This window comes from Flavobacterium sp. HNIBRBA15423 (assembly GCF_052655965.1).
Genome location: NZ_CP199751.1, coordinates 2,148,176 through 2,174,969, shown reverse-complemented (window position 1 = coordinate 2,174,969; position 26,794 = coordinate 2,148,176). Strand labels below are relative to the sequence as shown.

Genomic DNA, 26,794 nt, shown 5'->3' with positions numbered 1-26,794 from the left:
GCAATAAAAATAGTAAGAATTAAAATTGGTTAATAGTTTTTCTAATAGCAACAAGCTTTGTCATTAAGCTTTCAAAGTAATCTAAATGTAACATATTTGCTCCATCACTTTTAGCATTTGCTGGATCAAAATGAGTTTCAATAAAAATACCATCAACACCTACAGCAATTCCTGCTTTTGCGATAGTTTCTATCATATCTGGTCGACCACCTGTTACTCCAACTGTTTGATTTGGTTGTTGTAAAGAATGTGTTACATCTAATACTGTTGTCGCATATTGTTTCATTGTAGGGATTCCTCTAAAGTCAACAATCATATCTTGGTAACCAAACATTGTACCTCTATCGGTCACCATTACATTTTCATTTTTGCAATCTAAAACTTTTTGGACAGCATGTTTCATACTTTCAGGACTCATAAATTGTCCTTTTTTTAAGTTCACTGTTTTTCCTGTTTCTGCTGCAGCAATAACTAAATCCGTCTGACGAACTAAGAAAGCAGGAATTTGTAATACATCAACATATTCAGCAGCCATGGTAGCGTCTTCATTGGTATGAATATCGGTTACTGTTGGTACTCCAAATTCTTTTGAAATTTTTGCTAGGATTTTAAGTGCTTTTTCATCACCAATTCCAGTAAAACTGTCAATTCTAGAACGATTTGCTTTTTTGAATGACCCTTTAAATACATAAGGGATTTCTAATTTATCTGTAACTGTTACAATTTTTTCAGCAATTCTCATAGCCATTTCTTCTCCTTCTATAGCACAAGGACCAGCTAATAAAAAGAAATTACCGCTTTTTGTATGTTTAATTTGAGGAATATTTTCTAAATTCATTATGTTGTATTTTTTCGTCCGCAAAGATAGAAATAAAAAACTTTTAAATTACAGTTTAAATGCTTAGTTAAGATAGTTTTAAGATTCTAACTTTATTAATTCTGTAGTGTTGTTTTTTTTATTTTTAAACCTTTTGGGCATAAAATTTGTCCTTTTTCATAAATATTAAAATAAAGAGCTATTTTTTTAGGAATTCCTTTAAAATTCACTTCATATATAGATAAAGTTCCTGCACCTATATTATTTGTATTTGAAGGAAAAGGACAACAAGTTTCCGTTTTTGTATATGTGATTGTTTCACCATTTTCTCCCTCTAGTGCGTTAAAAAACAATTTAATATTTGCTTCTTCTTGTTTGTCTAATAAAGGACCCAAATTAATGGGATAATCGGCATCATAACCATAATTTGAATCATTTGCATATTCAGTTATTTCAAATGCATTATTAACTATTTTAGGTCTTTTTGCATTAGGATCAATGTTTTTTATTGTTGATTTTGTACTAGTACAAGCTAAGAAAAGTAAAGAAAATATACCTAGAATTAGTAGTCTCATAGTTTAATTATTTTTGGTTCTAATGAAATAGCTTACCGCTGCTGAAATAACTACTCCAAAAGATAATTTATCAAAAACACTATTAGAAATAGCTGTATTTAAATTATATTGTGCCTTTGCTTTTTCTAATGGAAAGCCTTCAGATACATATGCATTAATTGCATTTTCAAAAAAATCTGGAGAAATGTAGTTATAAGTGATGTATAAAACTACAGGATTTAAAACGGTTATTAAAACGGATAATATAATTCCAGAAACAAAACCTTTTTTCCAATCCATTTCATTTTTATAATGATTTCTTTTTTTGTCAAATATGGCAAGTCCAATAAGTAAAATACTAATAGGTAAAAATAAAAGATTATACAAAGGTTGAAGACCTATTTTGGCATCGTGCCAACCCATTTTACTTTCAAAGTACATCCATATGGTGTAAGCAATAGAATATAATATTGCCCATTTGATTTCAATTTTGAAAGATTGTATCATGTTTGATTTATTAGAATTCAAAATTAATATAAATTATTATAATTGGAATTAAATGATGTGATTTTTTATCTTTGCCAAAAATTAGTTTTATGGAGTTACTTTATGGTACTTGGCATTGGTCTATATCAGGTTTTTTGATAGGGATTACTATGTTAATGTTAATTTATTTTGGGAAAACCTTTGGGATGTCTTCTAATTTAAGAACATTATGTACTATTTTGGGTGCCAAACGGAAATCCAATTATTTTAATTTTGATTGGAGAGAACAAAAATGGAATTTGGCTGTAGTTTTTGGAGCTATTTTAGGAGGTTATTTTGCCACTCATTTTTTAAATGGTGCTCACATTGTAGAATTAAATCCTAAAACATTACAACAATTACAACAATTGAATATAGACATTCCAAATGGAAAAATTGTTCCAGATGCTATTTTTAGTATAGATACTATGTTTTCAGTAAAAGGGTTTATGATTTTATTATTAGGAGGTCTTTTAATAGGTTTTGGAACTCCTTATGCTGGTGGTTGTACTTCTGGTCATGCCATAACTGGTTTAAGTAATTTACAATTACCGTCGTTAATTGCTGTTATAGGTTTTTTTATTGGTGGTTTGATAGCTTCTTATTTTTTAATTCCTTTATTTTTTTAAGATGAAATTATTACGATTTGTATTAGTAGGTTTTATTTTTGGAATTGTTCTAACTAAGTCAGAAGCTATTTCTTGGTATCGCATTTATGAAATGTTTCAATTTCAATCTTTTCACATGTATGGTATTATTTTTACAGCAATAGTAACAGGTGTAGTAGGAATTAGATTCTTTAAGGAAAGGGAAATAAAAGATTATAAAGGATTACCAATTGAAATTCTAGACAAAGAAAAAGCAAGGTTTCGTTATATTGTTGGAGGAACAATGTTTGGATTAGGTTGGGGAATAGTTGGTTGTTGTCCTGGGCCTATTTTTGTACTTTTAGGTGCTGGTGTAGCTTCTATAGGCGTTGTTTTATTAGGTGCATTAATAGGAAACTTTCTGTACGGAATTTTAAAAGATAAAATTCCTCATTAATTTCATTTTTCATATTATCAAATTCTTGATTTTTATTGAAATTAAATTCAAATTAATAATTATTTTGTTTTAAAATTAATAATTTCATTATTCTACAACGTTATCTTGTGAATTATTTTCAAAATTAATTTTTTTATTGTTTTTTTGATATAAACTTAACAGATAAACTATTGATTATGAAAAAAATAACGATTATGTTCATTTCGGTTATAGCATTGAGCTTAGCTATGTCATCATTTAAGAAAGTTGACACTACAGAAGTAACAGTTATAGGTAAATGGAAGTATTATCAAGAGGGAAAGAAAGTTAGTGAAGCCGAACTTTTATTTTCTTATGAGCATGAAGAAAGATGTGGGAAAGATTATGTAGAATTTTTTGAAGATGGAAAAGTAAACGATGTCTTTTATTATGGAACAGATAACTGTGAAGTATCTATTGATAGTGGAATCTGGAAAAAAGAAGAGAATAATTTAATCATTGAGTTTCCTTATGCTGGTAAAGAAAAAGCTGAAATACTTTTGTTAGATGCAACTACTTTAAAAATAAAGGCAGAAGTTGAAGGTAAAGAAGTAATTTATATTTATAAAAAACTATAAGGAATACTAGTCAAATTTTAGTTATAAAAAAATCCCGATAAAATTTTTATTGGGATTTTTTATTTTATTGAATTTCTGCACTTAAACCAGCGTCAAGTAAAGCTGAACATTGTGGTTTGAGTTCATCATAACTTCCAGTTTTAACAGCACATTGTCCTTTGTAATGAACTAATAAAGCACATTGTTCTGCTTGTAAAGCTTCATGGTCGCAAACGCGAATTAGTGTATCAATTACATGATCAAATGTATTTACATCGTCATTGTATAAAACAATTTCATTATTTAAACCAACTAATTCTTCAACTAAAACTTCCTCTTGTATTTTTTCTATCGTGCTCATTTTCTTTATTTTAAAAGGTTAAGAGTCTTAAAATTTAAGTAATGCAAATTTATTAAAAAAATAATTATTTGTAGAATTATATGTCAAGATTATTAATTAACAACTAACTACTTACTTAGTATATTTTAAAGCAACCCAGTTATTCTTTTCAAATTTCTTATTATATGTTAATCCTTTTTCTGTACATGAGGCATCAATTACTGGAATATCTTCCGTATAAAAGCCACTTAAAAAAAGAGTTCCATTGGTATTCAAACAATCTACATATTGTTGCATATCATTCAACAGAATGTTACGATTAATATTCGCAATGATAATATCATATTTTTTATCCACTAAAAGAGAGGCATCACCTTCATAAACTGAAATATGCTTGCAATTATTTCTTTCAGCATTTTCAATCGAATTTAAATAGCACCAATTGTCAATATCAATAGCATCAATTGGTTGTGCACCTTTCATTTCTGCTAAAATAGCGAGAATTGCAGTTCCGCAACCCATGTCTAAAGTTTTTTTATTTGTAACATCAGTTTCCAAAAGATGTTGAATCATCATATGTGTAGTTTCATGATGTCCAGTTCCGAAACTCATTTTTGGCTCTATAACAATGTCATATTTAGCATTTGTTTTTTCATGAAAAGGTGCTCTTACATGACATTTTCCGTCTACCTCTATAGCTTCAAAATTTTTTTCCCATTCTTCATTCCAATTTACTTGATCTATTTCCTCAAAAGTATATGAAATTGTAAATTCATTATTTCCAAGAATATAAATATCATCTAAAATATTTTCGTTCCAAAGTTCTTTTTGAACATAAGCAGAAAGACCAGTTTCTGTTTCCACAAAGCTTTCAAAAGCTGTTTCTCCTAATTCTGCTAATAATATTTCTGACCCTAATTCTCTTGGCTCAATAGTGAAATAATATCCTATATATATGTTTGACATGCTATAATTTTTTGCAAAGGTAAATAAAGCGTAAGATATTCTTTAAAATATTTTAAATTTGCGGCAAAATAACAACACAACAATTTTACTTTAGATGAAAAAATTAATTACAATCATTTTATTCTTTTTCTATTTATGCTCTTTTTCTCAAATTAAAAAAGATTCTACTAAGAATAATGATTTAAAACTTGCTGCATTACCATATTATAGTTACGGAAAAGGTTTAGGAGTAACTACACCCGATAGTTTATTTCAATTTAATATTCGTTTTAGAATGCAAAATAGAGTTTCTTATATTGATGAAGAAAACGAAGATAATAGATATGAAGCTCAGATAAGAAGATTACGTTTACGTTTTGATGGTTATGTAGGAAGTCCTAAATTTTTGTATGCCATTCAGTTATCATTCGCTCCTGGAGATGTAGGAGTTATAGAAGATGGTGAAAATATAAATATTATTAGAGATGCTGCATTTTTTTATAGACCAAATAAAAACTGGAATTTAATCTTTGGTCAAACTAAATTGCCTGGAAATAGACAACGTGTAAATTCTTCTGGTGCTCTCCAACTTACCGATAGAACAATTAACAATGCAAGATTCACTATAGATAGAGATTTTGGTTTTCAAGCTTATTATTTACATGAATATAAAGATAAATTTTCCTATAATTTTAAAACAGCTATCTCAACTGGTGAAGGTAGAAATTGGACTAAAACTTCAGACGATGGAGTAGCTCTAACAGGAAAGGTTGAGCTTTTTCCTTTTGGTACTTTTAAAAGAGATGGTATCTATTTTGAAGGTGATATCCTTAGAGAAGAAAAACCAAAATTAATGTTATCAGGTGCATTTCAGCAAAATAATAGAGCTGTTAGAACACAAGGGCAGCTTGGAAATGAGCTTTTTGCTCCTAGGACTTTGCGTTCTCTTTTTTTTGATGCGCTTTTAAAATATAATGGTTGGAGTTTAATGAGTGCTTACATGAAACGTGATGCAAAAGATTTAGTAACTTATGACCCAGATGATATTACTAATTTTAATTATGTTTTCGCAGGAGATGGAATGGATTACCAATTAAGTTATGTTTTTCCTAGTAATTATGAAATTATAGGACGATTTTCAACTCAAAATGTTGATGAAGAAATTAAAGCATACACTCCAGATTCTAAACAATATAGTTTAGGATTAACACGCTATTTATGGGAACATACTTTTAAATTGCAAGCAGAAATGACCTATAATGAATTGAAATATCAAGTTGGTGAAACTAAAAATAATTGGTATGCTCGTTTTCAAATTGAAATAGGAATTTAATCGTTTTAGATTACCTTTGTATCCAATTAAAGATAATTATGTTACACATAGGACAATATAATACACTAAAAATACTAAGAGATACTAAAGTTGGTCTTTTTTTAGGAAGTGAAGAAACACAAGATGATGACGTTTTATTACCTAATAAATATGTACCAAAAGAATTCCATATAGGAGACGATTTAACAGTTTTTATTTATTTAGATCACGAAGAAAGACCAGTAGCAACAACGCTTAAACCATATATCAAACTTAATGAATTTGCTCATTTAAAAGTGAATTACATAAATAAGTTTGGTGCTTTTATGAATTGGGGTTTAGAAAAAGACCTATTTGTTCCTTTTAAAGAACAAGCTCGTCCTATGGAAGAAGGAAAACGTTATTTAGTATATTGTTTTATGGATGAGAAAACCAATCGATTAGTAGCTTCAAGTAAAACCCAACAATTCTTAAATAACGAAGAAATTTCTGTTGAAAATGGAGAAGAAGTAGATTTAATTGTTTCTCATATTACTGAAGCTGGAATTAATGTAATCATTAATGAAAAACACAGAGGTTTAGCTTATAAAAATGAAGTTTTTGAAGAAGTAAAACCAGGTATAAGAATGAAAGGTTACATCAAAAATATAAGACCAGACGGTAAGATTGATGTTTCCTTACGTAAACTTGGAGTGGAAGCTATTGAGCCTTCTTCTCAAATCATTTTAGACGAATTAAAATCGAATAGAGGTTTTCTAGGTTTAAATGATAATTCGCATCCAGAAGATATTCGAACGGTTTTAAAAATGAGTAAAAAAGTCTTTAAAAAAGCCGTTGGAAATTTATACCGACAAAAATTAATTGAAATAAAAGAAGATGGTATTTATCTATTATAATGAGTACAAAAAATAAAATAATACTAGTAGTAAGTGTTTTACATTTTCTAGCAGTTTTAATAGCTATTTTAAAATCATTTGGTACAATTATTCTATTTGATGTTCCAATAGAACCAGTGTGGTTGATAATTTGGTGTTTTGCTCTTTTATTACCGATTGTTAATTTAGCTGAAATTATAAACAATAGAGATAATTGGAATAAATATTATTGGATTGGTTTACTGTTTAATATTTTGTCGATAGTTTTTATAATTCGACATTATAAAATAGATTTATTTTAATTATGCCACTTATAAATTACTCTTCTTATAATCAATCTGTTTCGTTTCTTCATAAACACAAGCATATTTCAACAATATATGCAGGCATGTTTAAGAAATTTCCAACACCAGATTATAAACGTGAAATCTTAGAATTACAAGACGGTGATTTTTTAGCAATAGATTACAACTTAAAAAACACTAATAAAGCCATTATTTTATGTCATGGTTTAGAAGGAAATTCACAACGAACCTACATGAATAGTTGTGCTACTTATTTCTTACAGCGTAATTTTTCAGTTTTTGCATGGAATAATAGAAGTTGTAGCGGTGAAATGAATCGTTTGCCAAAATTATACCACCATGCTGCGATTGAAGATTTAGATGCAGTAATACAATTTGCATTAACAAAAGTTGATGAAGTCTATTTAATCGGTTATTCAATGGGTGGAGCTCAAACTTTAAATTATTTAGGTAGAACTAACAATATTAATGAACGTGTTAAAGCAGCAATAGCTATTTCTGTTCCCATTGAAGTAAAATCGAGTGTAGAATCATTAAAGAAAGGTTTCAATAAAGTATACATGAAAAATTTCACTAATGATTTAATTCCAAAATTAAAATATAAAGCAGAACAATTTCCAGAACTTCTTAATTGGGATAAAATTAAAGACATTAAAGGTTTTGATGATTTAGATGATTATTTTACAGCTCCTTTACACGGATTTAAGGATAGGGAAGATTACTATTTTAAAGTATCACCAGCAAGAAGTATTACCAATATTATTAAACCAGTTTTAATTATTAATGCTTTAGATGATCCTTTTTTAGGGGAGGATTGTTATCCAAAGGAATTTGCAAAAAATAGTACTACAGTTTACTTAGAAATTCCTAAATATGGAGGACATTGTGCTTTTCCTATGAAAAATGTTCCACATTCTTATGCAGAAATAAGAGCTTTTACTTTCATAGAATCATTGTCTAATGTATAGTTTTTTTGAATTATTAACAGTTTATTAAACCTATTATTATTTGCTGTAATAAAAAAATGATTTAATTTTACCAGCTGTATGACCAAAAATATAATAAGATATTTTTTATTAGCTTCTATTGCAGTCCTAATAGGTTATGCACAATTGTTTGCTGGTGCAAATACTTTCTCATTAGACCAAAAAATAAGTAAGAATGGAGAATCTAATTTTGTAAAAGAACAAAATGATTCCTCTTTCATTTTTGATTATTTCCATTCTTCATTTGAAATCGATTCTCATAAAATTCTTGGAATTGATATTGAAATTGAAGAAGATGAAATAACAAGTTCAAAAAAAAGTATAGACGGTAGAAATTACTTTAGTAAATCTCTATACCAAATACAACATAGTGATTTAAAATTTTGTATTAGAAAAGATACATCCTTTTTAGACTCTCTTTCAAATTTTACCTCTAATAAACTATTTATCATATTCAGCGTCTTCAGAATATGATTTTTTCTTCTAGGCTAGTATAAGTAGTCTTTTCTTGGTTTTATCAATTTATCAAGTGTATTATTTTCCAAAAGATAACGGAATTTAAGAAGTAATCTGCTATTATTTCTTTTCAACTTATTTCTTAAATACCAATAATCAATTCAATTTATTAAAATATATTATTATGAAGAAAGTTCTCATATTCATGAGTAGCTGCGTCTTGTTAGTAAATACAAGTTGCAAAAAAGAAATCGAAAAAAAAGAAGAAGAAACAAAATTTTTAGTGACTAACCCTATAAAAAAAGACACCTTAATTACAAAAGATTATGTATCTCAAATTCAATCAAGCCGTCATATTGAATTAAGAGCTCAAGAAAGAGGGTATTTGCAGAAAATTTTTATTGATGAAGGACAATTTGTTAAGGAAGGACAAATATTGTTTCAAATCATGCCAAAATTATATGAAGCAGAAATGGAAAAAGCAAAAGCTGAGGCTAGTTTTGCGGAAATTGAATACCAAAACACAAAACGCCTTGCAGACAGTAATGTTGTAGCACCTAATGAATTAGCTATGGCTAAAGCCAAATTAGATAAAGCTAAGGCAGAATTAGCACTGTCTCAAGTTCATTTACAATTTACACAAATTAGAGCTCCATTTGATGGAATTGTAGATAGATTTCATGTTCGATTAGGTAGTTTAATTGAAGAAGGTGATTTACTTACTAATCTTTCTGATAACAGTAAAATGTGGGTGTATTATAATGTCCCTGAAGCAGAGTATTTAGATTTTAGAGCTGAGCAAGTTGAAAATGCTAAACCTAAAGTTAATCTTTTAATGGCTAATAATAAATATTTCGATTATCCTGGAATAGTAGAAACAATTGAAGCTGATTTTAATAACGAAACAGGAAATATCCAATTTAGAGCAACTTTTCCCAACCCAAAAGGTCTTTTAAGACACGGAGAAACAGGAAGTATACATGTAACTATTCCTTTTAAAGATGCGATGCTAATTCCTCAAAAAGCCACTTTTGAAGTTCTTGATAAAAAATATGTTTATGTAATTGACAAGAATAACGAAGTAAAATCAAGAGAAATTACTCTTGCAGCAGAATTACCTCATCTTTTTATAGTGAAAGAAGGTTTGAATGAGAATGATAAAATCCTTCTTGAAGGATTACGTCTTGTGAAGGAAAATGAAAAAATTGAGTATAAGTTAGAAAAGCCAGAAACAGTTTTGTCGCATTTAGAACTTTATGCAGAATAATCGAATAAATTAAAAAGAGAAAACATGTTTAGTAAATTTATACATAGACCCGTTTTTGCAATAGTAATCTCGATTATTATTGTTTTTATGGGGTCACTTTCAATTTTGAAATTGCCAACGTCACAGTTTCCTGATATTGCTCCTACAACCGTAAACATATTTATTGCCTATCCTGGTTCAAGTGCAGATGTTTTGGTTAAATCTACTCTTATTACTTTAGAAAATGCTATTAATGGAGTAGAAGGAATGCGATACATGGCAACAGATGCCACTAGTGCTGGTGAAGCAACTCTTAGAATTATTTTTGAACCAGGTACAGATCCAAATCAAGCGGTAGTAAGGGTAAAAACTAGAGTAGATCAAGTAATGCCTCTTTTGCCTGAACTTGTGCAGCGAGAGGGAGTTGTAATTACACCAATTCAACCTAGTATGTTGATGTATGTCAACTTATATGCAAAAGGTAAGAATATGGATGAAAAATTCCTGTATAATTATGCAAACGTTAAAATGCTACCTGAAATTAATAGGATTAAAGGAGTTGCAAGGTCACAAATATTAGGAAGTAGAACCTATGCTATGCGTATTTGGTTAAATCCTGATCGTATGAGAGCTTATAATGTTTCTACTAATGAGGTTATGGATGCTTTAGCCGAACAAAGTATTGTAGGTCGTCCAGGACGCATAGGACAAAGTTCAGGAATTGAAGCACAATCGTTAGAATATGTTTTGACTTATAAAGGAAGGTTTAGTGAACCAGAACAATATGAAAATGTTATTATTCGTGCCAATGCTAATGGTGAGAGTATACGTCTAAAAGATATTGGTAGAGCAGAACTAGGGAGTGAATTTTTTGATATTTATTCTAACTTAGACGGTCATCCTTCTGCTTCTATTGTATTAAAGCAAAATTATGGAAGTAATGCTAACGATGTAATTGAAAAAGTAAAAGAGAAATTAGAGGAAATGAAAGAAACTTTTCCTCCTGGATTAGATTATAAAATTAGTTATGACGTTTCTAAATTTTTGGATGCTTCAATAGAACAAGTAATAGATACATTAAGAGATGCATTTATATTAGTAGCTTTAGTTGTATTTATTTTCCTAGGCGATTGGCGTTCAACGTTAATACCAATATTAGCGGTTCCTGTTTCATTAATTGGTGCTTTCTTTGTAATTCAGTTTTTTGGAATAACTATTAATCTTGTAACTCTATTTGCACTTGTATTAGCTATTGGTATTGTTGTGGATGACGCTATTGTCGTCGTTGAAGCTGTGCATGCTAAGTTTGAAGAATTTCCACATATTACACCCTATCAAGCAGTAAAAAAAGTATTAGGTGAAATTAGCGGTGCTATTATAGCTATTACAGCTGTTATGGTGTCGGTATTTGTGCCTATTTCTTTTATGTCTGGTCCAGTAGGAACTTTTTATCGTCAGTTTTCTATTACTATGGCTAGTTCCATTGTGATTTCTGCGATTATTGCATTAACACTTACACCAGTTTTATGTGCTATGTTATTAAAAAATAATCATGGTAAAGAAAAGAAAAAGAATTTACTTACTAACTCTTTAGATAGTTTTAACCGAGTATTTGATAAGCTTACTGGTAAATATGTAACCTTACTAAAATCTATTGTAAGCAGAAGATGGTTGACTTTTTTCATATTACTTGCTTTTTGTGTGGGAACATTCTTTGTAAATAAAATTCTTCCATCTGGATTTATTCCTAGTGAAGATCAAGGAACTATTTATGCGATTATCCAAACACCTCCAGGCTCAACACTAGAAACTACTAATCAAGTTTCACAACGACTGCAAAAAGTTTGTGAAGAGATTGATGGAGTTGAATCAGTATCTTCTCTAGCAGGTTATGAAATTATGACTGAAGGTCGTGGTTCTAATGCTGGAACATGTCTTATTAACTTAAAACCATGGTCGGAAAGAGAACATAAAGTTACTGAAATCATGGAAGAGTTAGAAGAGAAATCTAAGAATCTGGGAGCAAAAATCGAATTCTTTGAACCACCAGCAATTCCTGGATTTGGTTCTTCTGGTGGATTTTCTATGCGTTTATTAGATAAAAGTACTACTGTTGATTACAAAGATTTTGATGAAATCAATAAAAAATTCATGGAAAATTTAGAAAAACGTAAAGAATTAGCTGGGCTATTCTCTTTTTTCGCGGCTAATTATCCTCAATATGAATTGGAAATTGACAATCAGTTAGCTATGCAAAAAGGAGTTTCTATAGGAAAAGCCATGGAAAATCTTGATATTTTAATTGGTAGCACATATGAACAAGGATTTATTAAGTTTGAGCGCTTTTTTAAAGTATATGTTCAATCTGATCCTAAATTTAGAAGATTGCCATCAGATGTTTTGAATCTCTATATAAAGAATGATACTGGAGAAATGGTTCCTTATTCTGCCTTTATGAAGTTGAAAAAAACTCAAGGACCAAATGAAATTACACGATTTAATATGTACAATTCTGCCGCTATTCAAGGGCTTCCTGCAAAAGGTTATACCACTGCTGAAGCTATTGAAGCAGTTCGTGAAGTGGCTAAGGAAACCTTACCAAAAGGATATGATATTGCTTGGGAAGGTCTTTCTTATGATGAAGCTAGTAGAGGTAATGAATCTATTTTTATTTTCTTAATTGTACTAGTGTTTGTCTATTTTGTATTAGCAGCACAGTATGAGAGTTTTATTATTCCTTTATCGGTGGTGCTCTCTTTGCCTGTTGGTGTTTTTGGCTCGTTTTTATTATTAAAAATTATGGGACTACAAAATGATATTTATGCACAAATAGGGTTAATCATGCTCGTTGGATTACTAGGTAAGAATGCTGTATTAATTGTTGAATTTGCTGTTCAGAAACACCATGAAGGGTTGTCTATTCTTGAGTCAGCTATTGAAGGTGCTAAAGTGCGTTTTCGCCCAATTTTGATGACTTCTTTTGCTTTTATAGCAGGATTAATTCCATTAATGCTCGCTTCTGGAGCTGGAGCTATTGGTAATAGAACTCTCGGATCTGCAGCACTTGGTGGAATGCTTTTTGGAACTATTTTCGGAGTAATTATTGTGCCAGGTTTGTACTTTATTTTTGGTTCATTGGCAAACGGTAGAAAATTAATTAATGACGAGGATGATAGTTCATTAACTGAAGATTTTGTGCATCAGTTTGATCGTTTTCCCAAAGAGGAAGAATAGAAGAATAAAATGAATATAAAATTAATAAATATGTTTCGTAACAAGTTTTATATATATACAACTGTCTTTTTAGTTTTACTAAGTTTGACAGGTTGTAAAACTACAAATTTGGCTCAAAAAGAAGCCAATAAAAATGTTCCTGAAGGTTTTACAGTTTCTCGGGATACAATCAATTCTGCGACAATTAAGTGGAAAGATTATTTTGTGGATGCTCCATTAAATTCTTTGATAAAAACAGCTTTACAAAACAACCAGGAATTGAATATTACTTTACAAGAAATTGAAATTTCAAAAAATGAGATTAGAACTCGTAAAGGAGAATATTTGCCATTTATTGGTCTTAAAGGTGGAGCAGGAGTTGAGAAAGTAGGAAGATATACTAGCCAAGGGGCTAATGATGCTAACACAGAAATAAAACCTGGTATTGAAACTCCTGAACCTTTACAAGATTATATGATAGGAGCTTATGCTACTTGGGAAATTGATATTTGGAATAAACTGCATAATGCTAAAAAATCGGCGATAAGTAGCTATTTAGCTACTGTGGAAGGAAAAAATTTCATGGTAACTAATTTGATTTCAGAAATAGCTAACTCCTATTACGAATTGTTGGCTTTGGATAACCAATTAGAAATTGTGCATCAAAATATTGATATTCAAGAAAATGCACTTAAAATTGTAAAACTGCAAAAAGAATCGGCAAGAGTAACTGAACTAGCGGTAAAACGATTTGAAGCACAAGTTTTTGATACTAAAAGTTTAGAATTTGAAATCCAACAAAAAATTATTGAAACTGAAAACAAAATCAATTTTTTAGTAGGACGTTTTCCTCAAAAAGTAGAAAGAAGTGCTAGCCCGTTTATAGATTTAGTGCCTAATACTATTCATGCTGGAATTCCTGCTCAATTATTAGAAAACAGACCAGATGTAAAACAAGCTGAGATGGAATTAGCAGCGGCTAAATTAGATATAAAAGTTGCTAAAGCTCGTTTTTATCCATCTTTAGGAATTTCTGCTGGTATTGGTTTACGTGCTTTTGATTCTAAGTATTTGTTCAAAACTCCTGAATCTTTATTGTATTCGTTAGCCGGTGATTTAGTTGCTCCTTTGATTAATAGAAATGCCATAAAAGCTACTTATAATACTGCAAATGCAAAGCAAATACAAGCCGTTTTTAATTATGAAAAAACTATTTTGAGTGCTTATATCGAAGTGGCTAATCAATTAGCTAAAATTGATAATATGAAAAATATTTATGATTTAAAATCGAAACAAGTGGAAGCTCTTAATACTTCAGTTACAATTTCTAATGATCTTTTTAGATCGGCTAGAGCCGATTATATGGAAGTGTTACTTACACAACGTGATGCTTTGGAATCTAAATTTGATTTAATCGAAACCAAAGTGCAACAGATGAATGCAATGGTTAATATTTATCATGCTTTAGGAGGTGGATGGAATTAAATATTTTTCTTCAATAATTATATTTTAGTTTTTAATGAACCATTTTACTTTTAGTAAAATGGTTCATTTTTTATACATATTTTTAAAATATCATTTGTATATTTGTATATACAAATGTTTGACTTTGAGAAGAGAAAATTTCATCAAATTAATTACAAGAGGAATTATTATGGTCAGTAACAATACATTTTATAATTGGACAAAAGAATTACTTGATGTAGACCAAAAAATGCCTGTTTTATTTATAGGGCATGGTTCGCCCATGAATGCCATTGAAGATAATGTGTTTACAAAACGTTGGAAAGAAATGGGAAAAGAAATTCCAGTTCCAAAAGCGGTTGTTGTAGTTTCTGCTCACTGGTTAACAAAAGGAACTTTTGTTACTGCAATGCCAAATCCAAAAACTATTCACGATTTTGGTGGTTTTCCTCAGGCTTTGTTTGATGTGAACTATCCTGCACCTGGTAATCCTGAATTAGCTACTGCTATTCAGAAATTAGTAACAAATCCTGCTGTAGAACTAGATCATGAATGGGGTTTGGATCATGGTACTTGGTCTGTGGTAAAACAAATGTATCCTAAAGCCGATATTCCTGTTTTACAATTGAGTATCGATTATTATAAACCAGCAACTTATCATTATGAATTGGCTAAACAATTGCTTTCGCTTCGTAAAAAAGGAGTTTTGATTATAGGTAGTGGTAATATGGTGCATAATTTGCGTATGATGGCTTGGAATAAATTAAACGAACCTGAATATGGCTTTGATTGGGCTTTAGAAATGAATGCTATTTTTAAGGATAAAATTACCAATGGTTTTCACAAAGAACTTATCAATTATGAAAAATTAAACAAAGCTGCAACACTTGCTATTCCTACACCAGATCATTATTATCCTTTGTTGTACATTTTAGCTTTGCAAACGGAAAACGATAAAGTAACTTTTTTTAACGATAAAGCTGTGGGTGGTTCTTTAACGATGACTTCTGTAAAGATAGGATAGCTTTTTAATAGAAGAGACTGTCCTTGTTTTTCGGACAGTCTCTTAATCTTAAACAAATTAAAATAATTATCTAATGTTCTCGTATACCTTTCTATTGTTTAAAGGTTGGATAACTCGAAAATTTTCTTCAGTATATTTCGTCGCATAATCATTTAATTGCGGAACAGTCAATTCGATTTCATTCTTGAAAACAATCCAAGTCAATGGTCCTTGATTTGGAGTGAAATCTAAATTAGGAGTTGTTAATGATCCACTATATGAATAATATTTACCTGTGTCTGATGGTAAAATAGAATTCAAATAAAAAGTATCTGTTAATGTATTAGTACCTGTTGTAGTGGGTGATGCATCAAAAAGTGTTTGTAAGGCATCATTAACTGATCCTGTTTTAACTAAAACACCTAAAACAGCATAAGCACCTGAATCTGATTTGTTTACAAAATGAATTTCCATTGTTTCATATTCACCATTTACATCGTGTTCACTATGACGGTGAAAATGAAACTGTTGTAACTCATATTTATAACCTTTTATCGTAATGTAATTATTTGCTTTATCAGTTGTTGATAAATTTACTTTTAAATTGTCATCAGTATGTTCCACACTACTCAAAGTGATCGCATTATAATGAATAACTGGATCAACAGTATTCATTTTTTCAGTTGCTGATGTATTAATACTAATAGGTGATTGCCCTTCTATGTTAGTTGTACCTAGCGGAAAATTATAACTTATTATGCTTTCAGGAAAATCTGTTGTTTCATTTATTATTGTTGAATTACTATCATCATCATTACAAGAAAAAAGGAGTATTGATGTTAGTAATAATAGGCTTATTTTTTTGAAATTTGTTTTCATTTTATTTTAAAATTATATTAATTGACTTTTAATATTTATGTACCATCGTATAGCACAAAATATTTTGAACTTTTGAACTCTTATCTTAAATAGTGTGAATTTGATATAAAATAGCTAAGTTTCAGTATTCCTATGGTATAATAGGAATGTATTGAAAAACAAGTTTCAATTAAAAGCATAACTTTCTATAAGTTTTCTTCGTTTTGTTATGAAGAATCACTCAATTTGACGTTTTTTTATTTTGTAAATCCTTATGTAGAACTCACTTTAAATAAGATAGTCTTACTAAATAATTTTAAATATTTGGTGGACGAAAAACAGAAGTAATATATTTGAATGTGTAGAAAAAACCTTTGTAATCTATGATTTTTATACAGTTTGAACTCGAAATTAACACATTGTTATTTTGTTCGAAAATATTTAGCAAATTTTTTGAGATTTTTTGAAGTACTCTGAAATTATTTTTATTACGATTTCGTCTTCTAGAATTTCGTTTGTTATTTGCCTTATGCTTTATACAATGATGTTGATTTATTGAGTAATCATGTTTGGAAAAATTATTGTGCTGTACACAATTAAAAGATTGATTTAAGTTAAAAGATTGATTTGAAACCATTAAAAAAAATAGTATCCCAATATAATGGAATAATATAATGAATATTTTTAATAATTTTTTCAATGACTTTTTGATAAATTAATGCGATACAAATCTCTTTTAAATTTACTAGATTGAGAAGAATTTTAACATTTGTTTAATAGCTATTTGAAGTTACTCTTTTTGCTATTCTTTCATTTTCCAAAAAACTAAGTAAAGTCTGTTTTTCTCATACTACCAAATATTATAAACTTTTGGATTATTCTTTTTTAAGTTCAATACGTTCCATCCAAGATATTTTAGATTTGTAGAACCTAAAAATAGTTTTGTTTTTATAATCAAAACGTGCAGTTGAATTATTGAAGTCTAAGGTATATTTTTCATCAAAATCTTTTTCAGCAGTGGAATGAAAATGAATGATATTTTTAGTTACTGTCCAAGTGCCTTTTCCATAGAAATTCCTTTCTTGAGGTATACCATTGAGAAGTTTATTATAGGAATGAAATTCAAAGGTGCCATCATTAAATAATTCTAAATTATATTTTATCGTGTGATCTCCTTTTGTGGTTCCCAAGATTCGCGTATAACTACCTACAAAATTTTCGGATTGTGCATTGACAAGGAAAGAATTGGCTATAGCAAATAAAAGAAATACTATTGGTTTCATTTGATTTAAAATTTAGTTGTATTTTTTAGTAACAAAATTTGTTCCAAAAGATTGGTGAAATTTATTCTTCATCATCAATAGTAAAAGGATAGTTGCCAAATAAACTCGATAAGCGTTTTATTTGATATACTTTGCTAGTGTATTTGTTAGATAAAGCAATGAGAGTAACTGTATCTTTTTTTAAGGTAACATAGGAAGTTTTGTTTCCATGCCACCAACCGTTGTGATAAAACATAATAGTTTCATCATCCCATTCTCTTAACCGAATGCCTAATCCATAATTATTGATTCCTTTTTTTTCATAACTATATCCTTTATAAGCTTTTTCTTTAATTTCTTTACTTAAAAAATCATCAGAATAGGTAGCTAAATCTAATTTGAGAATGTCTCTGGCTGTGGAATAAATATTTTTATCTCCATAAATTCCATCTTGAAAATTAAACGGAATTTCTTCCCAAGTGCTTTTGTAGTTTTTACTAACGGTATCTTTTTGTTTTTCTATTTCAAATACAAAGGTACTTTTCATATCTAAAGGTTCAAAAAGCAGTTTTTTCATTGCTTCAGCAAAGGAAAGTTGGGTTATTTTTTCAATTACTAAAGCTAAAAGAGTATAATTGGTATTGTTGTAACTAAATTTAGAATTAGGTACAAAATCCAATTCGACTTTTTTAGTAGTAATAAGTTTTAAAATATCTTTGTTGGTAAGGGTTTTGGATTTATCCCAAATAGTATCATTATCTGTAAAATAAAGATAATTAGGCAAACCACTTCTATGATTTAATAATGTTTGGATTGTTACCTTTGGATATGGGAATTCTGGGAAAAGTGTTTTTAAAGAAGTATCTAAAGTTATTTTTTTTGTATCAATCAACTTTAAAATTACAACTCCAGTCATAACTTTACTTATTGAAGCCAAATGAATAGGAGTAGAAGGAGTAATTTTATTTTTTTTACCGTAATTGGAATAACCAGTATACTTTTCTAATAGTACTTGGCCATTTTTAGCAACTAAAAAAGAACCACTGAAATCATCTGTAGCTATGTTCTCTGTATAAAAAGTATTAATTTCTTTCCTTTTCTTTTTTTTATAATTTTCATCTAGAACATTAAATTTTGGAAGAAGAATGCCCTTTTTAATTTCCACTTTTGTTTCTTTAATGGGAGCAACAATTTCTTGTTTGCAGGAGAAATGACAAAATAAAATTAGAAATAAAAGAGGTTTAAAGTTCATTCTTTAAAGGTATTATTTTTATATTTGAATTAGTTCGTGCTAGAATATCAATAAATTCATTTTCGTTTTCAGGAGAAATATAAATCTGATCATAGAAATTGTATGTAATAATTAACCCAATATGACTTAAAGCTGGTTTAAAAGCAACAGGAACAATAATTCCATTATGATGCATAATTTTTTTGATGTTGGCAATAGGTATCGTTTTTTGAAACGGTCCTGATTTACAATATAGATTTGTTTTATCGATACGATATTCGGTATCAGCTAATATCCAAGCTAAAAAAAATAAAGTAATGAGATTTATAGAAATAACTATTATAAATGGAGTTAAATCATTACAATAAAAAACAGGAATAGTGGCTAATATGATTATTAAAAAGACAAAACCAAACACTATTTTATTAGTTTTACTTATAGAAGACTTATAAATCATGTTACAATCCTAAATTCTTATTTGTTTTTTTATCGATTCCGTCTTTGTGAAGAAGAACAGATATAGCTTTTAACTTCATGTAAGGAACACTCATATAAACAAAACCACCATTCTTAACTTTACTTTCATCTGTTCCCCAAGAGTTTTTAATTTTATAGTAAGTATTTCCTTTCTGGTCTTTCACTTTTCCAACAATATGCATTAAATGATCATCTGTAGTATTGTAATTCTCAAATTCTTGCTGACGATAAGTTGGAGTAATGTTTTTTTCGGAGATAATTTCTCCAAGTCCAGTTTTTTCATCTTCTTTATTTTCAGGAATAAAGGCAACTCCATATTTTGCTGAGAAAGTAGTTTCAGAAACATCACAATCTAAAGCTAAAGTAAATCCTTTTTCTAAAGCATAATCAATAGAAGTAATGAATTCGTCTAGAGGTAAGTTGTACATACTTCCGTTAGAAAAATTATCTGGAATATTCAAAATAAAAGGTTTGTAAAAAGGCTGGTGAGTAAAAGAAGTTAAAGTAACATAATCTTCCGCTTTTATTTTAGTCATATCCATGAAGGTTTTCGGACTATATTGTTTTCCTTCAAAAGTAAATTCAGTTGGAATTTCTCCTAAATAAGTATCCAAAACGTTATTAATAGCAGTTTTCCATTTTGTAGATAACTGCTTTCCAGGATTATCAACATAAGTTTTTACCATTGCTTCTAAAACAGCCACTAGTTCAGCATGATTATGTTTTTTTTCATCTTCAGATAAACCAGTATAAGTGGCAACAGGAACTAATCCATAAGTAGCAACACTATTAATAACATCATGACTTAAACCACCTTCACTAAATTGTGTTTTTCCTTGACGCATTACAAAATTTTCTGCTTTTTTAGGATAAGTGGTTCTAACTTGATACATTTCTGATAAATCAATTTTTTTTCCCGTCAAGCGAATGATTTCCGATTCTAGGAATGAAGATGTAGAAAAGCTCCAGCATGTTCCAGTTTTGTCTTGAGAAATAACTGGTAAACTTTCTAGATTGATAACTTCTTGAAATTCATAATTTTGTGCATTGCTAGACAAGATTCCCGCAGTTAAAAGAAATCCTAAATATAGTTTTTTCATGATAGTATTTGTTTTGATTGTGCAATATAATGTAAAAAATGAATTATTTTTACCTGAAATTAGAGAAATTGAATTTCAAAAAACAATTTTTAAGATCATTACTGAAAGTTTTACACGAAAGTCAATTGCAACTTAAATTTGAAATAAAATTAACTTGAAACAAAAAACACATAGTTATGATAAACTGGAAAACAGTAAAACAATTTGAAGATATTACTTATAAAAAATGTGATGGAGTAGCGCGCATAGCTTTTAATAGACCTGATGTTCGTAATGCTTTTCGTCCTCATACTACAAAAGAGTTAATAGAAGCCTTTTATGATGCACAAGAAGATACTTCAATAGGAGTAGTATTACTTTCCGCTGAAGGACCTTCTACAAAAGATGGAATTTGGTCTTTTTGTAGTGGTGGTGATCAAAAAGCACGTGGCCATCAAGGTTATGTAGGGGAAGATGGATATCATCGTTTAAATATTTTAGAAGTTCAACGTATGATTCGTTTTATGCCTAAAGCTGTTATTTGTGTGGTTCCAGGTTGGGCAGTAGGTGGAGGACATTCGCTTCATGTGGTTTGTGATTTAACCTTAGCAAGTAAAGAACATGCTATTTTTAAACAAACTGATGCTGATGTAACTAGTTTTGATGGTGGTTACGGTTCTGCTTATTTAGCCAAAATGGTAGGACAAAAGAAAGCACGTGAGATTTTCTTTTTAGGTCGTAATTATTCGGCACAAGATGCTTTTGAAATGGGAATGGTAAACGCAGTTATTCCTCATGCTGAATTAGAAGATACAGCTTATGAATGGGCGCAAGAAATATTAGCAAAATCACCAACTTCTATTAAGATGTTGAAATTTGCCATGAATTTAACTGATGATGGAATGGTTGGGCAACAAGTTTTTGCTGGAGAAGCAACCCGTTTAGCTTACATGACAGATGAAGCAAAAGAAGGGAGAGATGCATTCCTAGAAAAACGTAAACCTAATTTTGAGAAGAAATATTTACCATAGAAAATTAGAATTTTAAAAAAACCAAATGCAAGAATTTAAAAACGAAACCATAGATATTTCCACTTTGCCTAAATTTGAGGAAGCAAAATTACAACCGCTCCAAAAGGGTTATTTTAAAGTCATGTTAATTCAGCGTGCTATATTTTATGGATTACTTTTAATTCCCATTTTAGTTTTATTTTTTATAGATACTAATGATTTTTTTGAAGAAAATGTAATATACATAGTCATTACTTGGCTGGTTTTAATCATTCTAAATTTTTTCTTTTTAAAACTGAGTTTTGCTAAAAAAGGATTTGCTTTACGAGGACATGACGTGATTTTTAAGTCAGGTGTTATTAGTGAAACGACAATAATTGTCACAAACAATAGAGTACAACATGTAGCTTTACATCAAGGAATGCTTTCTAGAATTTTTGGTTTAGCTTCTATAGAATTATTTACAGCTGGAGGAAGTGCAAGTGATTTGAAAATTAATGGTTTATTATTAGATGATGCTAAAAAAATAAAAGAAAGTGTTTCTGAAAGAATCATTGAAATTACTGAAGAGGCAAAACAAGAACCTGATGTATTAGATATTGAAAATCATATTCATATAGAAACATCTAATTTAAAAGAAGAATCAGATGATTAAATCTAATTTCGATTTTTCTATTCCACAAAGACAATCATTAGTTGGTGTTTTGGTATTATTTGTAAATACCTTACAAAAATCGATTAGAGCTTTGTGGCCTATGATTCTTGTTTTTATTTTCAATAATAAAAATTATGAACCTTATGTAATTTATTTAGGAATTTTTGGAATATTTAGTTTAATAGCTATAACCGCTTTTGTTCGATTTTGGTTTTTTAAATTTTATATTGATTATAAATTAAAAGAGTTTGTCATTGAAAATGGTATTTTTAATAAAACAAAAACTACTATTCCGTTTCATAAAATTCAAAAAGTAACCATTGATCAGAGTTTAATTCAAAGAATATTTAATGTTCATAAACTAGAATTGGATACAGCGGGTAGCGATAAAAAAGAAGCTTCTATTAAAGCTGTTTCCCAAGAGATGGCAGTCGAATTAAAAAGAAACTTATTAGAAAATGTAAAAGAAGAATCTTTATCAATTGCTGAATCAAAACTAGTTGAAAATCAACCCAAATCTTTTATTACTATTAGTTTGCCTAGTTTATTAAAAATAGGAATTACCTCAAATTATCTGATAAGTTTTATTTATTTAATTGGTATTTTTTCTACAATTTCAGAAAATTTAAAACAAATAGGAAAAGAAAGTTTAATTGAGGATAATATTAATCAATTAGAAAAATTACCAATAGCAAGTTTGATGTTAGGGTTTTTGCTTTTCTCATTAACCGCTATTATTGTAACAAATTTGGTAATAACTGTTGTTAAATATTTTAATTTTACTATTAAAAAAGACGGAAAATCGTTTGTATTAACTTATGGATTGCTGAATATAAAAAACACGATAATTAATCCAGAAAAAGTTCAAATTATAAAACTTACACAAAACTTTTTTCAGAAAAAACTGAATATCAATACAGTTGAAGTTTTTCAGGCTTCTAGTGATATGAAAAGAGCTAGTGCTAAAGATAAAACGAAAATTCCTGGATGTAATAAAGCAGAAAAAGAACAAATTGTACAATTAATAATCAATAAATTACCAATTCATGAAGTGATTCTTTACCCAAATATTCGTAAATTGCTTATTAGTGTATTTTTCTTTATTGTTTTACCTGTTTCAATAGGTTTTTTTGTGAATGATTTTATCAATAGATTTTCTCTAAACACAATATTGTTATTCACAAGCTTATATGTAGTATTTATGGGATTAATTTTGTTCTTTTCATATAAAAATTACCGATTATTTATATCTAATGAGTTTATTGTGAAACAAAGTGGTGCTTGGGATATTGATCATGAAATTATAATGCCTTATAAAATACAAGCAATAAAAACACAACAGTTTTTTTGGCAAAAAATGACTAATATTGGCTCAGTCGTTTTGTATACAGCAGGAGGAAGAATTTCAGTTTCTACTACAAATTATAGAAAGATAAAAGAACAAGTAAATAAATGGTTGTACCAAGTTGAGGTTTCTAAAGAAAATTGGATGTAAATTATGAATTTAATACTATGATCTTAATTGCAAAATATATAATACTTCTGTTTGGAATATTTTTAATGTTTTCCAGTTTTTTAATGTTTTTTAATCCTTTAAAAGCAAAAGAAACAATTGGTAAAGCTGGAAGTACTTATTTAATTAATTATTCAGAACTTGGGATTAGACTTATAATAGGTATTGCATTTGTGCTTTCTTCAAAAATAGCTTTATATGAATTGCAATTTAAAATTGTGGGTTATTTTTTAATAGTTTCAGCTTTAATTTTAATGGGCGTACCTATTAAAAAACATAATAAATTTTCCAAAAATGCGGCTGACAAATTAAAACCCGTTTATCTTAAATTTTGTGCTCCTTTTTCGCTTTTCTTTGGAATTGTACTACTAATTGCTTTTAAAAATTAATTATAAAATGAAACATTGGATACAAGCAGCAAGATTAAGAACATTACCATTATCACTTTCAGGAATAATTGTAGGAAGTGCTTATGCTTATTATCAAGGATTTTTAGATAACAAAATTCTTATTCTGGCTTTTTTAACAACTTTAGGGCTTCAAATTTTATCTAACTACGCTAATGATTACGGAGATGGAGTTAAAGGTACAGACGCGAATAGAATAGGAGAGAAGAGAATGGTGGCAACTGGAGTTATTTCTGCTAAGCAAATGAAAAAAGCAGTCATTAGTTTATCAATAATTACTTTGCTATTAGCTTTATCGTTAATATATGTTGCTTTTGGAAAAGAAAATTTTGCATTAAGTATGATTTTTATTTTGCTAGGTATTGGTGCCATTGGTGCTGCCATAAAATATACGGTTGGAAGTAATGCTTATGGCTATAACGGATTAGGTGATTTATTTGTGTTTGTCTTTTTCGGATTAGTTTCTGTAATAGGATCTAATTTTTTATTTACTAAAATGTTAGATTGGAAATTATTTTTACCAGCTATTGCAATTGGCTTATTAAGTGTAGCTGTGCTAAACTTAAATAATATGAGAGACATTCAAAACGATAAGATTGCAGGTAAAATGACTTTAGTAGTTAAAATGGGTTTTACAAATGCAAAATATTATCATTATTTTTTAATAATTTGTTCTATTATACTTTTATTAGTTTCGGAATTATTGAGAAATGATTATCCAATAACTGGTGTTTTTTGTTGTTTATTATTTGTGAAACACTTGTTGTTTGTTAAAAATACTATTGAACCTCGTAATCTTGACTCTCAATTAAAAATAGTTGCCTTAAGCACTTTTTTAATTAGCTTATTTTTTTCTCTAAATATTTTTTATATTTAAAGAAAATTAAACTAAAACATTCAAAATCATGGCTAATAGGTACACAATTTTATTTTTATTTTTTATTTTTTTATCATTTGGACAAGTTGTTGAACCTATGTTTCAATGGGGAGATAATGTGGGTTCTACTAATGCAGAAGTGATGGTAGGTGTAGTGAGTGATTCAGACGGTAATGTATATTTAAATGGAAACTTTCAAGGAACTGGTAATTTTGGTATTGGTGGAGAAACCCATACCTTGAGTACTACTACACGTTCTCCATTTATTATTAAATATAACACAAATGGAGAAGTAGTTTGGAGTGGTCAATATATAACTTCCTATTTAGATTGTACAGGGATTGATATTGGAATAGATAATAACAATAATCTATATGCTACAGGACGTTTTTACGGAAATGTTGATTTTGATTTGGGATTGGGAACATATTATATGAGTGCCAATATGACTCCAACACCTAATATGGATATTTACCTTACCAAGTTGAATAATGATGGTGGTTTTTTATGGGCTAAACAGATAAGAGGAGAAGGGGCAAAAACAATAGAAGGATTTACTGTTGATGAACTAGGTAATAGCTACATAACTGGTTGTTTTAACAAGCCGATAACTTTTCCTGATGGTACTATTTTAACTCCTCAAAACCCTATTTGGACTGGAGCAAATTATGATATTTTTATTGCAAAGTTTGATACTAACGGTAACATTCTATTTGTTAAGCAAATTGGTTCAGGACCCTATACCCAACGACCTACTGCTATAAAAGTGGATGCACAAGGAAATATTTATACAGGTGGTATTTTTGTTAATTCTACCGATTTTGATCCTAGCAGTTCTGAATTTATAATTTCTCCTCAAACACCAAATAACATTGCAAGTTTTCTTTTAAAATTAGACCCTAACGGAAATTTTATTTGGGCAAAAAACATAGGAAGTACTGGGCATATGGAATTCTCAAGTATGCTGGTTGATAGTGCTAATACTATTTATGTCTCTGGTTCTTTTACAGGTACAGCTGATTTTAATCCAAGTGTTAATGTTGACAATTTGATAACAGCACTAGGGAGTAATTTTTTTCTTTTAAAATTAGATGACAATGGGGATTTTCAATGGGTTAGGGTAATGGAAGCTGTAGGAAAGGGAAAGAAAATACAAGAAAGCGCTATAAATAGAGTTTTAATTGCAGGAGAATTTGCTGGGACTTGTGATTTTAGTGGAGGTAATAATACCAGTTTATTTTCTTCTCAAAGTGGTAGTAATGATGCTTTCTTAGCTGAATATGAATCCAATGGTGATGTAAATTGGGTAAAAACTTTTGGAGGAGTAGATGGTGCAGATGTTGCTTCTTTGGATTATAATGCATCTGGAGCTGTTCATTTAGCTGGTAATTTTGAAGGAACTGTTCAATTTGGAACCACTACCGATATTTTTTCAACTACTTCTTATGGTAGTTATGACGGCTATCTGATGAAATTTGATAAATATGTATTAGGGAATGAGGATTTTGGAATATCAGATTCAGAACTTATGATATACCCAAATCCTTCTACATCTACAATTAATATAAGTTTTCCTGATACTTTTGAACAAGGGAGTTATAAAATTTTCTCTGTTAATGGGCAATTAATCATGCAAAATGAATTGCAAAGAAATATCAATGTTAGTTCGCTATCTTCTGGTTTTTATTTTATCACTATTTTGAAAGATGATAAAAGTATAACTGCAAAATTTTTAAAGAAATAGAAAATTATAGTAATTAAAAAA

General features: G+C 29.1%; 28 protein-coding genes. 18 read left to right on the top strand and 10 right to left on the bottom strand.

The genetic code is table 11. The features are described from left to right. Nucleotides 1-19: 19 nt before the first annotated feature. The 3 genes from kdsA to ACULEV_RS09990 all read right to left on the bottom strand — a co-directional run bounded on the left by kdsA (nucleotide 20) and on the right by ACULEV_RS09990 (nucleotide 1,878). Nucleotides 20-838 (bottom strand): 3-deoxy-8-phosphooctulonate synthase, encoded by an 819-nt coding sequence (kdsA, locus tag ACULEV_RS10000; RefSeq protein ID WP_445454912.1) that lies wholly within the window; start codon nucleotides 836-838, stop codon nucleotides 20-22. Nucleotides 839-933: 95 nt separating this feature from the next. Next, nucleotides 934-1,392 (bottom strand): 2-dehydro-3-deoxyphosphooctonate aldolase, encoded by a 459-nt coding sequence (locus ACULEV_RS09995; RefSeq protein ID WP_445454911.1) that lies wholly within the window; start codon nucleotides 1,390-1,392, stop codon nucleotides 934-936. Between the two features lie 3 nt (nucleotides 1,393-1,395). Then, on the bottom strand, nucleotides 1,396-1,878 hold the full coding sequence (locus ACULEV_RS09990) for a DUF4199 domain-containing protein (protein WP_445454910.1): 483 nt from the start codon (nucleotides 1,876-1,878) through the stop codon (nucleotides 1,396-1,398). 89 nt (nucleotides 1,879-1,967) lie between these two features. Here ACULEV_RS09990 and ACULEV_RS09985 point away from each other — a divergent pair, with 89 nt between their 5' ends. The 3 genes from ACULEV_RS09985 to ACULEV_RS09975 all read left to right on the top strand — a co-directional run bounded on the left by ACULEV_RS09985 (nucleotide 1,968) and on the right by ACULEV_RS09975 (nucleotide 3,536). Beyond that, complete coding sequence (locus tag ACULEV_RS09985) at nucleotides 1,968-2,525, top strand: YeeE/YedE family protein (RefSeq protein ID WP_445454909.1); 558 nt, start codon at nucleotides 1,968-1,970, stop codon at nucleotides 2,523-2,525. A gap of 1 nt (nucleotide 2,526) precedes the next feature. Then, nucleotides 2,527-2,940 carry a DUF6691 family protein gene (locus ACULEV_RS09980; RefSeq protein ID WP_445454908.1) on the top strand — a complete coding sequence of 138 codons (414 nt, stop codon included), beginning with the start codon at nucleotides 2,527-2,529 and terminating at the stop codon, nucleotides 2,938-2,940. Between the two features lie 176 nt (nucleotides 2,941-3,116). Next, a complete protein-coding gene (locus ACULEV_RS09975; protein WP_445454907.1) occupies nucleotides 3,117-3,536 on the top strand; it encodes a lipocalin family protein in 420 nt (139 codons plus the stop codon). A 64-nt stretch (nucleotides 3,537-3,600) separates the two neighbouring features. On the opposite strand, the gene ACULEV_RS09970 is transcribed toward ACULEV_RS09975, so the two are convergent. Both ACULEV_RS09970 and prmA read right to left on the bottom strand, forming a co-directional pair. After that, entirely contained in the window at nucleotides 3,601-3,876 is a 276-nt protein-coding gene (locus ACULEV_RS09970) for an ATP-dependent Clp protease adaptor ClpS (RefSeq protein WP_445454906.1), read from the bottom strand. Nucleotides 3,877-3,987: 111 nt separating this feature from the next. Further along, the gene (gene prmA, locus ACULEV_RS09965; RefSeq protein WP_445454905.1) at nucleotides 3,988-4,821 is read right to left on the bottom strand and encodes a 50S ribosomal protein L11 methyltransferase; all 834 of its coding nucleotides are present in this window, start codon (nucleotides 4,819-4,821) and stop codon (nucleotides 3,988-3,990) included. Nucleotides 4,822-4,915: 94 nt separating this feature from the next. Between prmA and ACULEV_RS09960 the strand changes: the two genes are divergently transcribed. From ACULEV_RS09960 to ygiD, 9 genes are all read left to right on the top strand, one after another. Beyond that, the gene (locus ACULEV_RS09960; RefSeq protein ID WP_445454904.1) at nucleotides 4,916-6,133 is read left to right on the top strand and encodes a porin; all 1,218 of its coding nucleotides are present in this window, start codon (nucleotides 4,916-4,918) and stop codon (nucleotides 6,131-6,133) included. Between the two features lie 38 nt (nucleotides 6,134-6,171). Then, nucleotides 6,172-7,008 carry a CvfB family protein gene (locus tag ACULEV_RS09955; RefSeq protein WP_445454903.1) on the top strand — a complete coding sequence of 279 codons (837 nt, stop codon included), beginning with the start codon at nucleotides 6,172-6,174 and terminating at the stop codon, nucleotides 7,006-7,008. Continuing rightward, complete coding sequence (locus tag ACULEV_RS09950; protein WP_445454902.1) at nucleotides 7,008-7,289, top strand: hypothetical protein; 282 nt, start codon at nucleotides 7,008-7,010, stop codon at nucleotides 7,287-7,289. Before ACULEV_RS09955 ends, ACULEV_RS09950 begins: the two co-directional genes overlap by 1 nt. Nucleotides 7,290-7,291: 2 nt before the next feature. Further along, nucleotides 7,292-8,260 carry a YheT family hydrolase gene (locus ACULEV_RS09945; RefSeq protein ID WP_445454901.1) on the top strand — a complete coding sequence of 323 codons (969 nt, stop codon included), beginning with the start codon at nucleotides 7,292-7,294 and terminating at the stop codon, nucleotides 8,258-8,260. A 78-nt stretch (nucleotides 8,261-8,338) separates the two neighbouring features. After that, nucleotides 8,339-8,752, top strand: coding sequence for a hypothetical protein (locus ACULEV_RS09940; RefSeq protein WP_445454900.1), 414 nt, complete (start codon nucleotides 8,339-8,341; stop codon nucleotides 8,750-8,752). 166 nt (nucleotides 8,753-8,918) lie between these two features. After that, nucleotides 8,919-10,001 carry an efflux RND transporter periplasmic adaptor subunit gene (locus ACULEV_RS09935; protein WP_445454899.1) on the top strand — a complete coding sequence of 361 codons (1,083 nt, stop codon included), beginning with the start codon at nucleotides 8,919-8,921 and terminating at the stop codon, nucleotides 9,999-10,001. Between the two features lie 24 nt (nucleotides 10,002-10,025). Further along, nucleotides 10,026-13,214, top strand: coding sequence for an efflux RND transporter permease subunit (locus tag ACULEV_RS09930; protein WP_445454898.1), 3,189 nt, complete (start codon nucleotides 10,026-10,028; stop codon nucleotides 13,212-13,214). A 30-nt stretch (nucleotides 13,215-13,244) separates the two neighbouring features. Next, nucleotides 13,245-14,678 (top strand): TolC family protein, encoded by a 1,434-nt coding sequence (locus ACULEV_RS09925; RefSeq protein WP_445454897.1) that lies wholly within the window; start codon nucleotides 13,245-13,247, stop codon nucleotides 14,676-14,678. A 169-nt stretch (nucleotides 14,679-14,847) separates the two neighbouring features. Further along, the gene (ygiD, locus tag ACULEV_RS09920) at nucleotides 14,848-15,681 is read left to right on the top strand and encodes a 4,5-DOPA-extradiol-dioxygenase (protein ID WP_445458537.1); all 834 of its coding nucleotides are present in this window, start codon (nucleotides 14,848-14,850) and stop codon (nucleotides 15,679-15,681) included. A gap of 66 nt (nucleotides 15,682-15,747) precedes the next feature. Here ygiD and ACULEV_RS09915 read toward each other — a convergent pair whose 3' ends face one another. From ACULEV_RS09915 to ACULEV_RS09895, 5 genes are all read right to left on the bottom strand, one after another. Next, nucleotides 15,748-16,539, bottom strand: a complete 792-nt coding sequence (locus tag ACULEV_RS09915; protein WP_445454896.1) for a carbonic anhydrase family protein — start codon at nucleotides 16,537-16,539, stop codon at nucleotides 15,748-15,750. An 854-nt stretch (nucleotides 16,540-17,393) separates the two neighbouring features. Further along, nucleotides 17,394-17,801: a hypothetical protein gene (locus ACULEV_RS09910; RefSeq protein WP_445454895.1), complete on the bottom strand. Its 408-nt coding sequence runs from the start codon at nucleotides 17,799-17,801 to the stop codon at nucleotides 17,394-17,396. 61 nt (nucleotides 17,802-17,862) lie between these two features. Next, the gene (locus ACULEV_RS09905) at nucleotides 17,863-19,032 is read right to left on the bottom strand and encodes a serine hydrolase domain-containing protein (protein WP_445454894.1); all 1,170 of its coding nucleotides are present in this window, start codon (nucleotides 19,030-19,032) and stop codon (nucleotides 17,863-17,865) included. After that, nucleotides 19,022-19,468: a PH domain-containing protein gene (locus ACULEV_RS09900; RefSeq protein WP_445454893.1), complete on the bottom strand. Its 447-nt coding sequence runs from the start codon at nucleotides 19,466-19,468 to the stop codon at nucleotides 19,022-19,024. The genes ACULEV_RS09905 and ACULEV_RS09900 overlap by 11 nt, the downstream gene beginning before the upstream one ends. A 1-nt stretch (nucleotide 19,469) precedes the next feature. Then, entirely contained in the window at nucleotides 19,470-20,588 is a 1,119-nt protein-coding gene (locus tag ACULEV_RS09895) for a C1 family peptidase (RefSeq protein ID WP_445454892.1), read from the bottom strand. A gap of 176 nt (nucleotides 20,589-20,764) precedes the next feature. Here ACULEV_RS09895 and ACULEV_RS09890 point away from each other — a divergent pair, with 176 nt between their 5' ends. The 6 genes from ACULEV_RS09890 to ACULEV_RS09865 are packed head-to-tail and all read left to right on the top strand — an operon-like array spanning nucleotide 20,765 to nucleotide 26,773. Further along, complete coding sequence (locus ACULEV_RS09890; protein WP_445454891.1) at nucleotides 20,765-21,598, top strand: 1,4-dihydroxy-2-naphthoyl-CoA synthase; 834 nt, start codon at nucleotides 20,765-20,767, stop codon at nucleotides 21,596-21,598. Nucleotides 21,599-21,623: 25 nt separating this feature from the next. Next, a complete protein-coding gene (locus tag ACULEV_RS09885) occupies nucleotides 21,624-22,232 on the top strand; it encodes a PH domain-containing protein (protein ID WP_445454890.1) in 609 nt (202 codons plus the stop codon). Further along, nucleotides 22,225-23,727 carry a PH domain-containing protein gene (locus ACULEV_RS09880; RefSeq protein WP_445454889.1) on the top strand — a complete coding sequence of 501 codons (1,503 nt, stop codon included), beginning with the start codon at nucleotides 22,225-22,227 and terminating at the stop codon, nucleotides 23,725-23,727. The genes ACULEV_RS09885 and ACULEV_RS09880 overlap by 8 nt, the downstream gene beginning before the upstream one ends. Nucleotides 23,728-23,744: 17 nt before the next feature. Further along, complete coding sequence (locus ACULEV_RS09875) at nucleotides 23,745-24,134, top strand: hypothetical protein (RefSeq protein ID WP_445454888.1); 390 nt, start codon at nucleotides 23,745-23,747, stop codon at nucleotides 24,132-24,134. A gap of 7 nt (nucleotides 24,135-24,141) precedes the next feature. Further along, on the top strand, nucleotides 24,142-25,029 hold the full coding sequence (gene menA, locus ACULEV_RS09870; protein ID WP_445454887.1) for a 1,4-dihydroxy-2-naphthoate octaprenyltransferase: 888 nt from the start codon (nucleotides 24,142-24,144) through the stop codon (nucleotides 25,027-25,029). 28 nt (nucleotides 25,030-25,057) lie between these two features. Next, nucleotides 25,058-26,773, top strand: a complete 1,716-nt coding sequence (locus ACULEV_RS09865; RefSeq protein ID WP_445458504.1) for a T9SS type A sorting domain-containing protein — start codon at nucleotides 25,058-25,060, stop codon at nucleotides 26,771-26,773. Nucleotides 26,774-26,794: the final 21 nt, after the last annotated feature.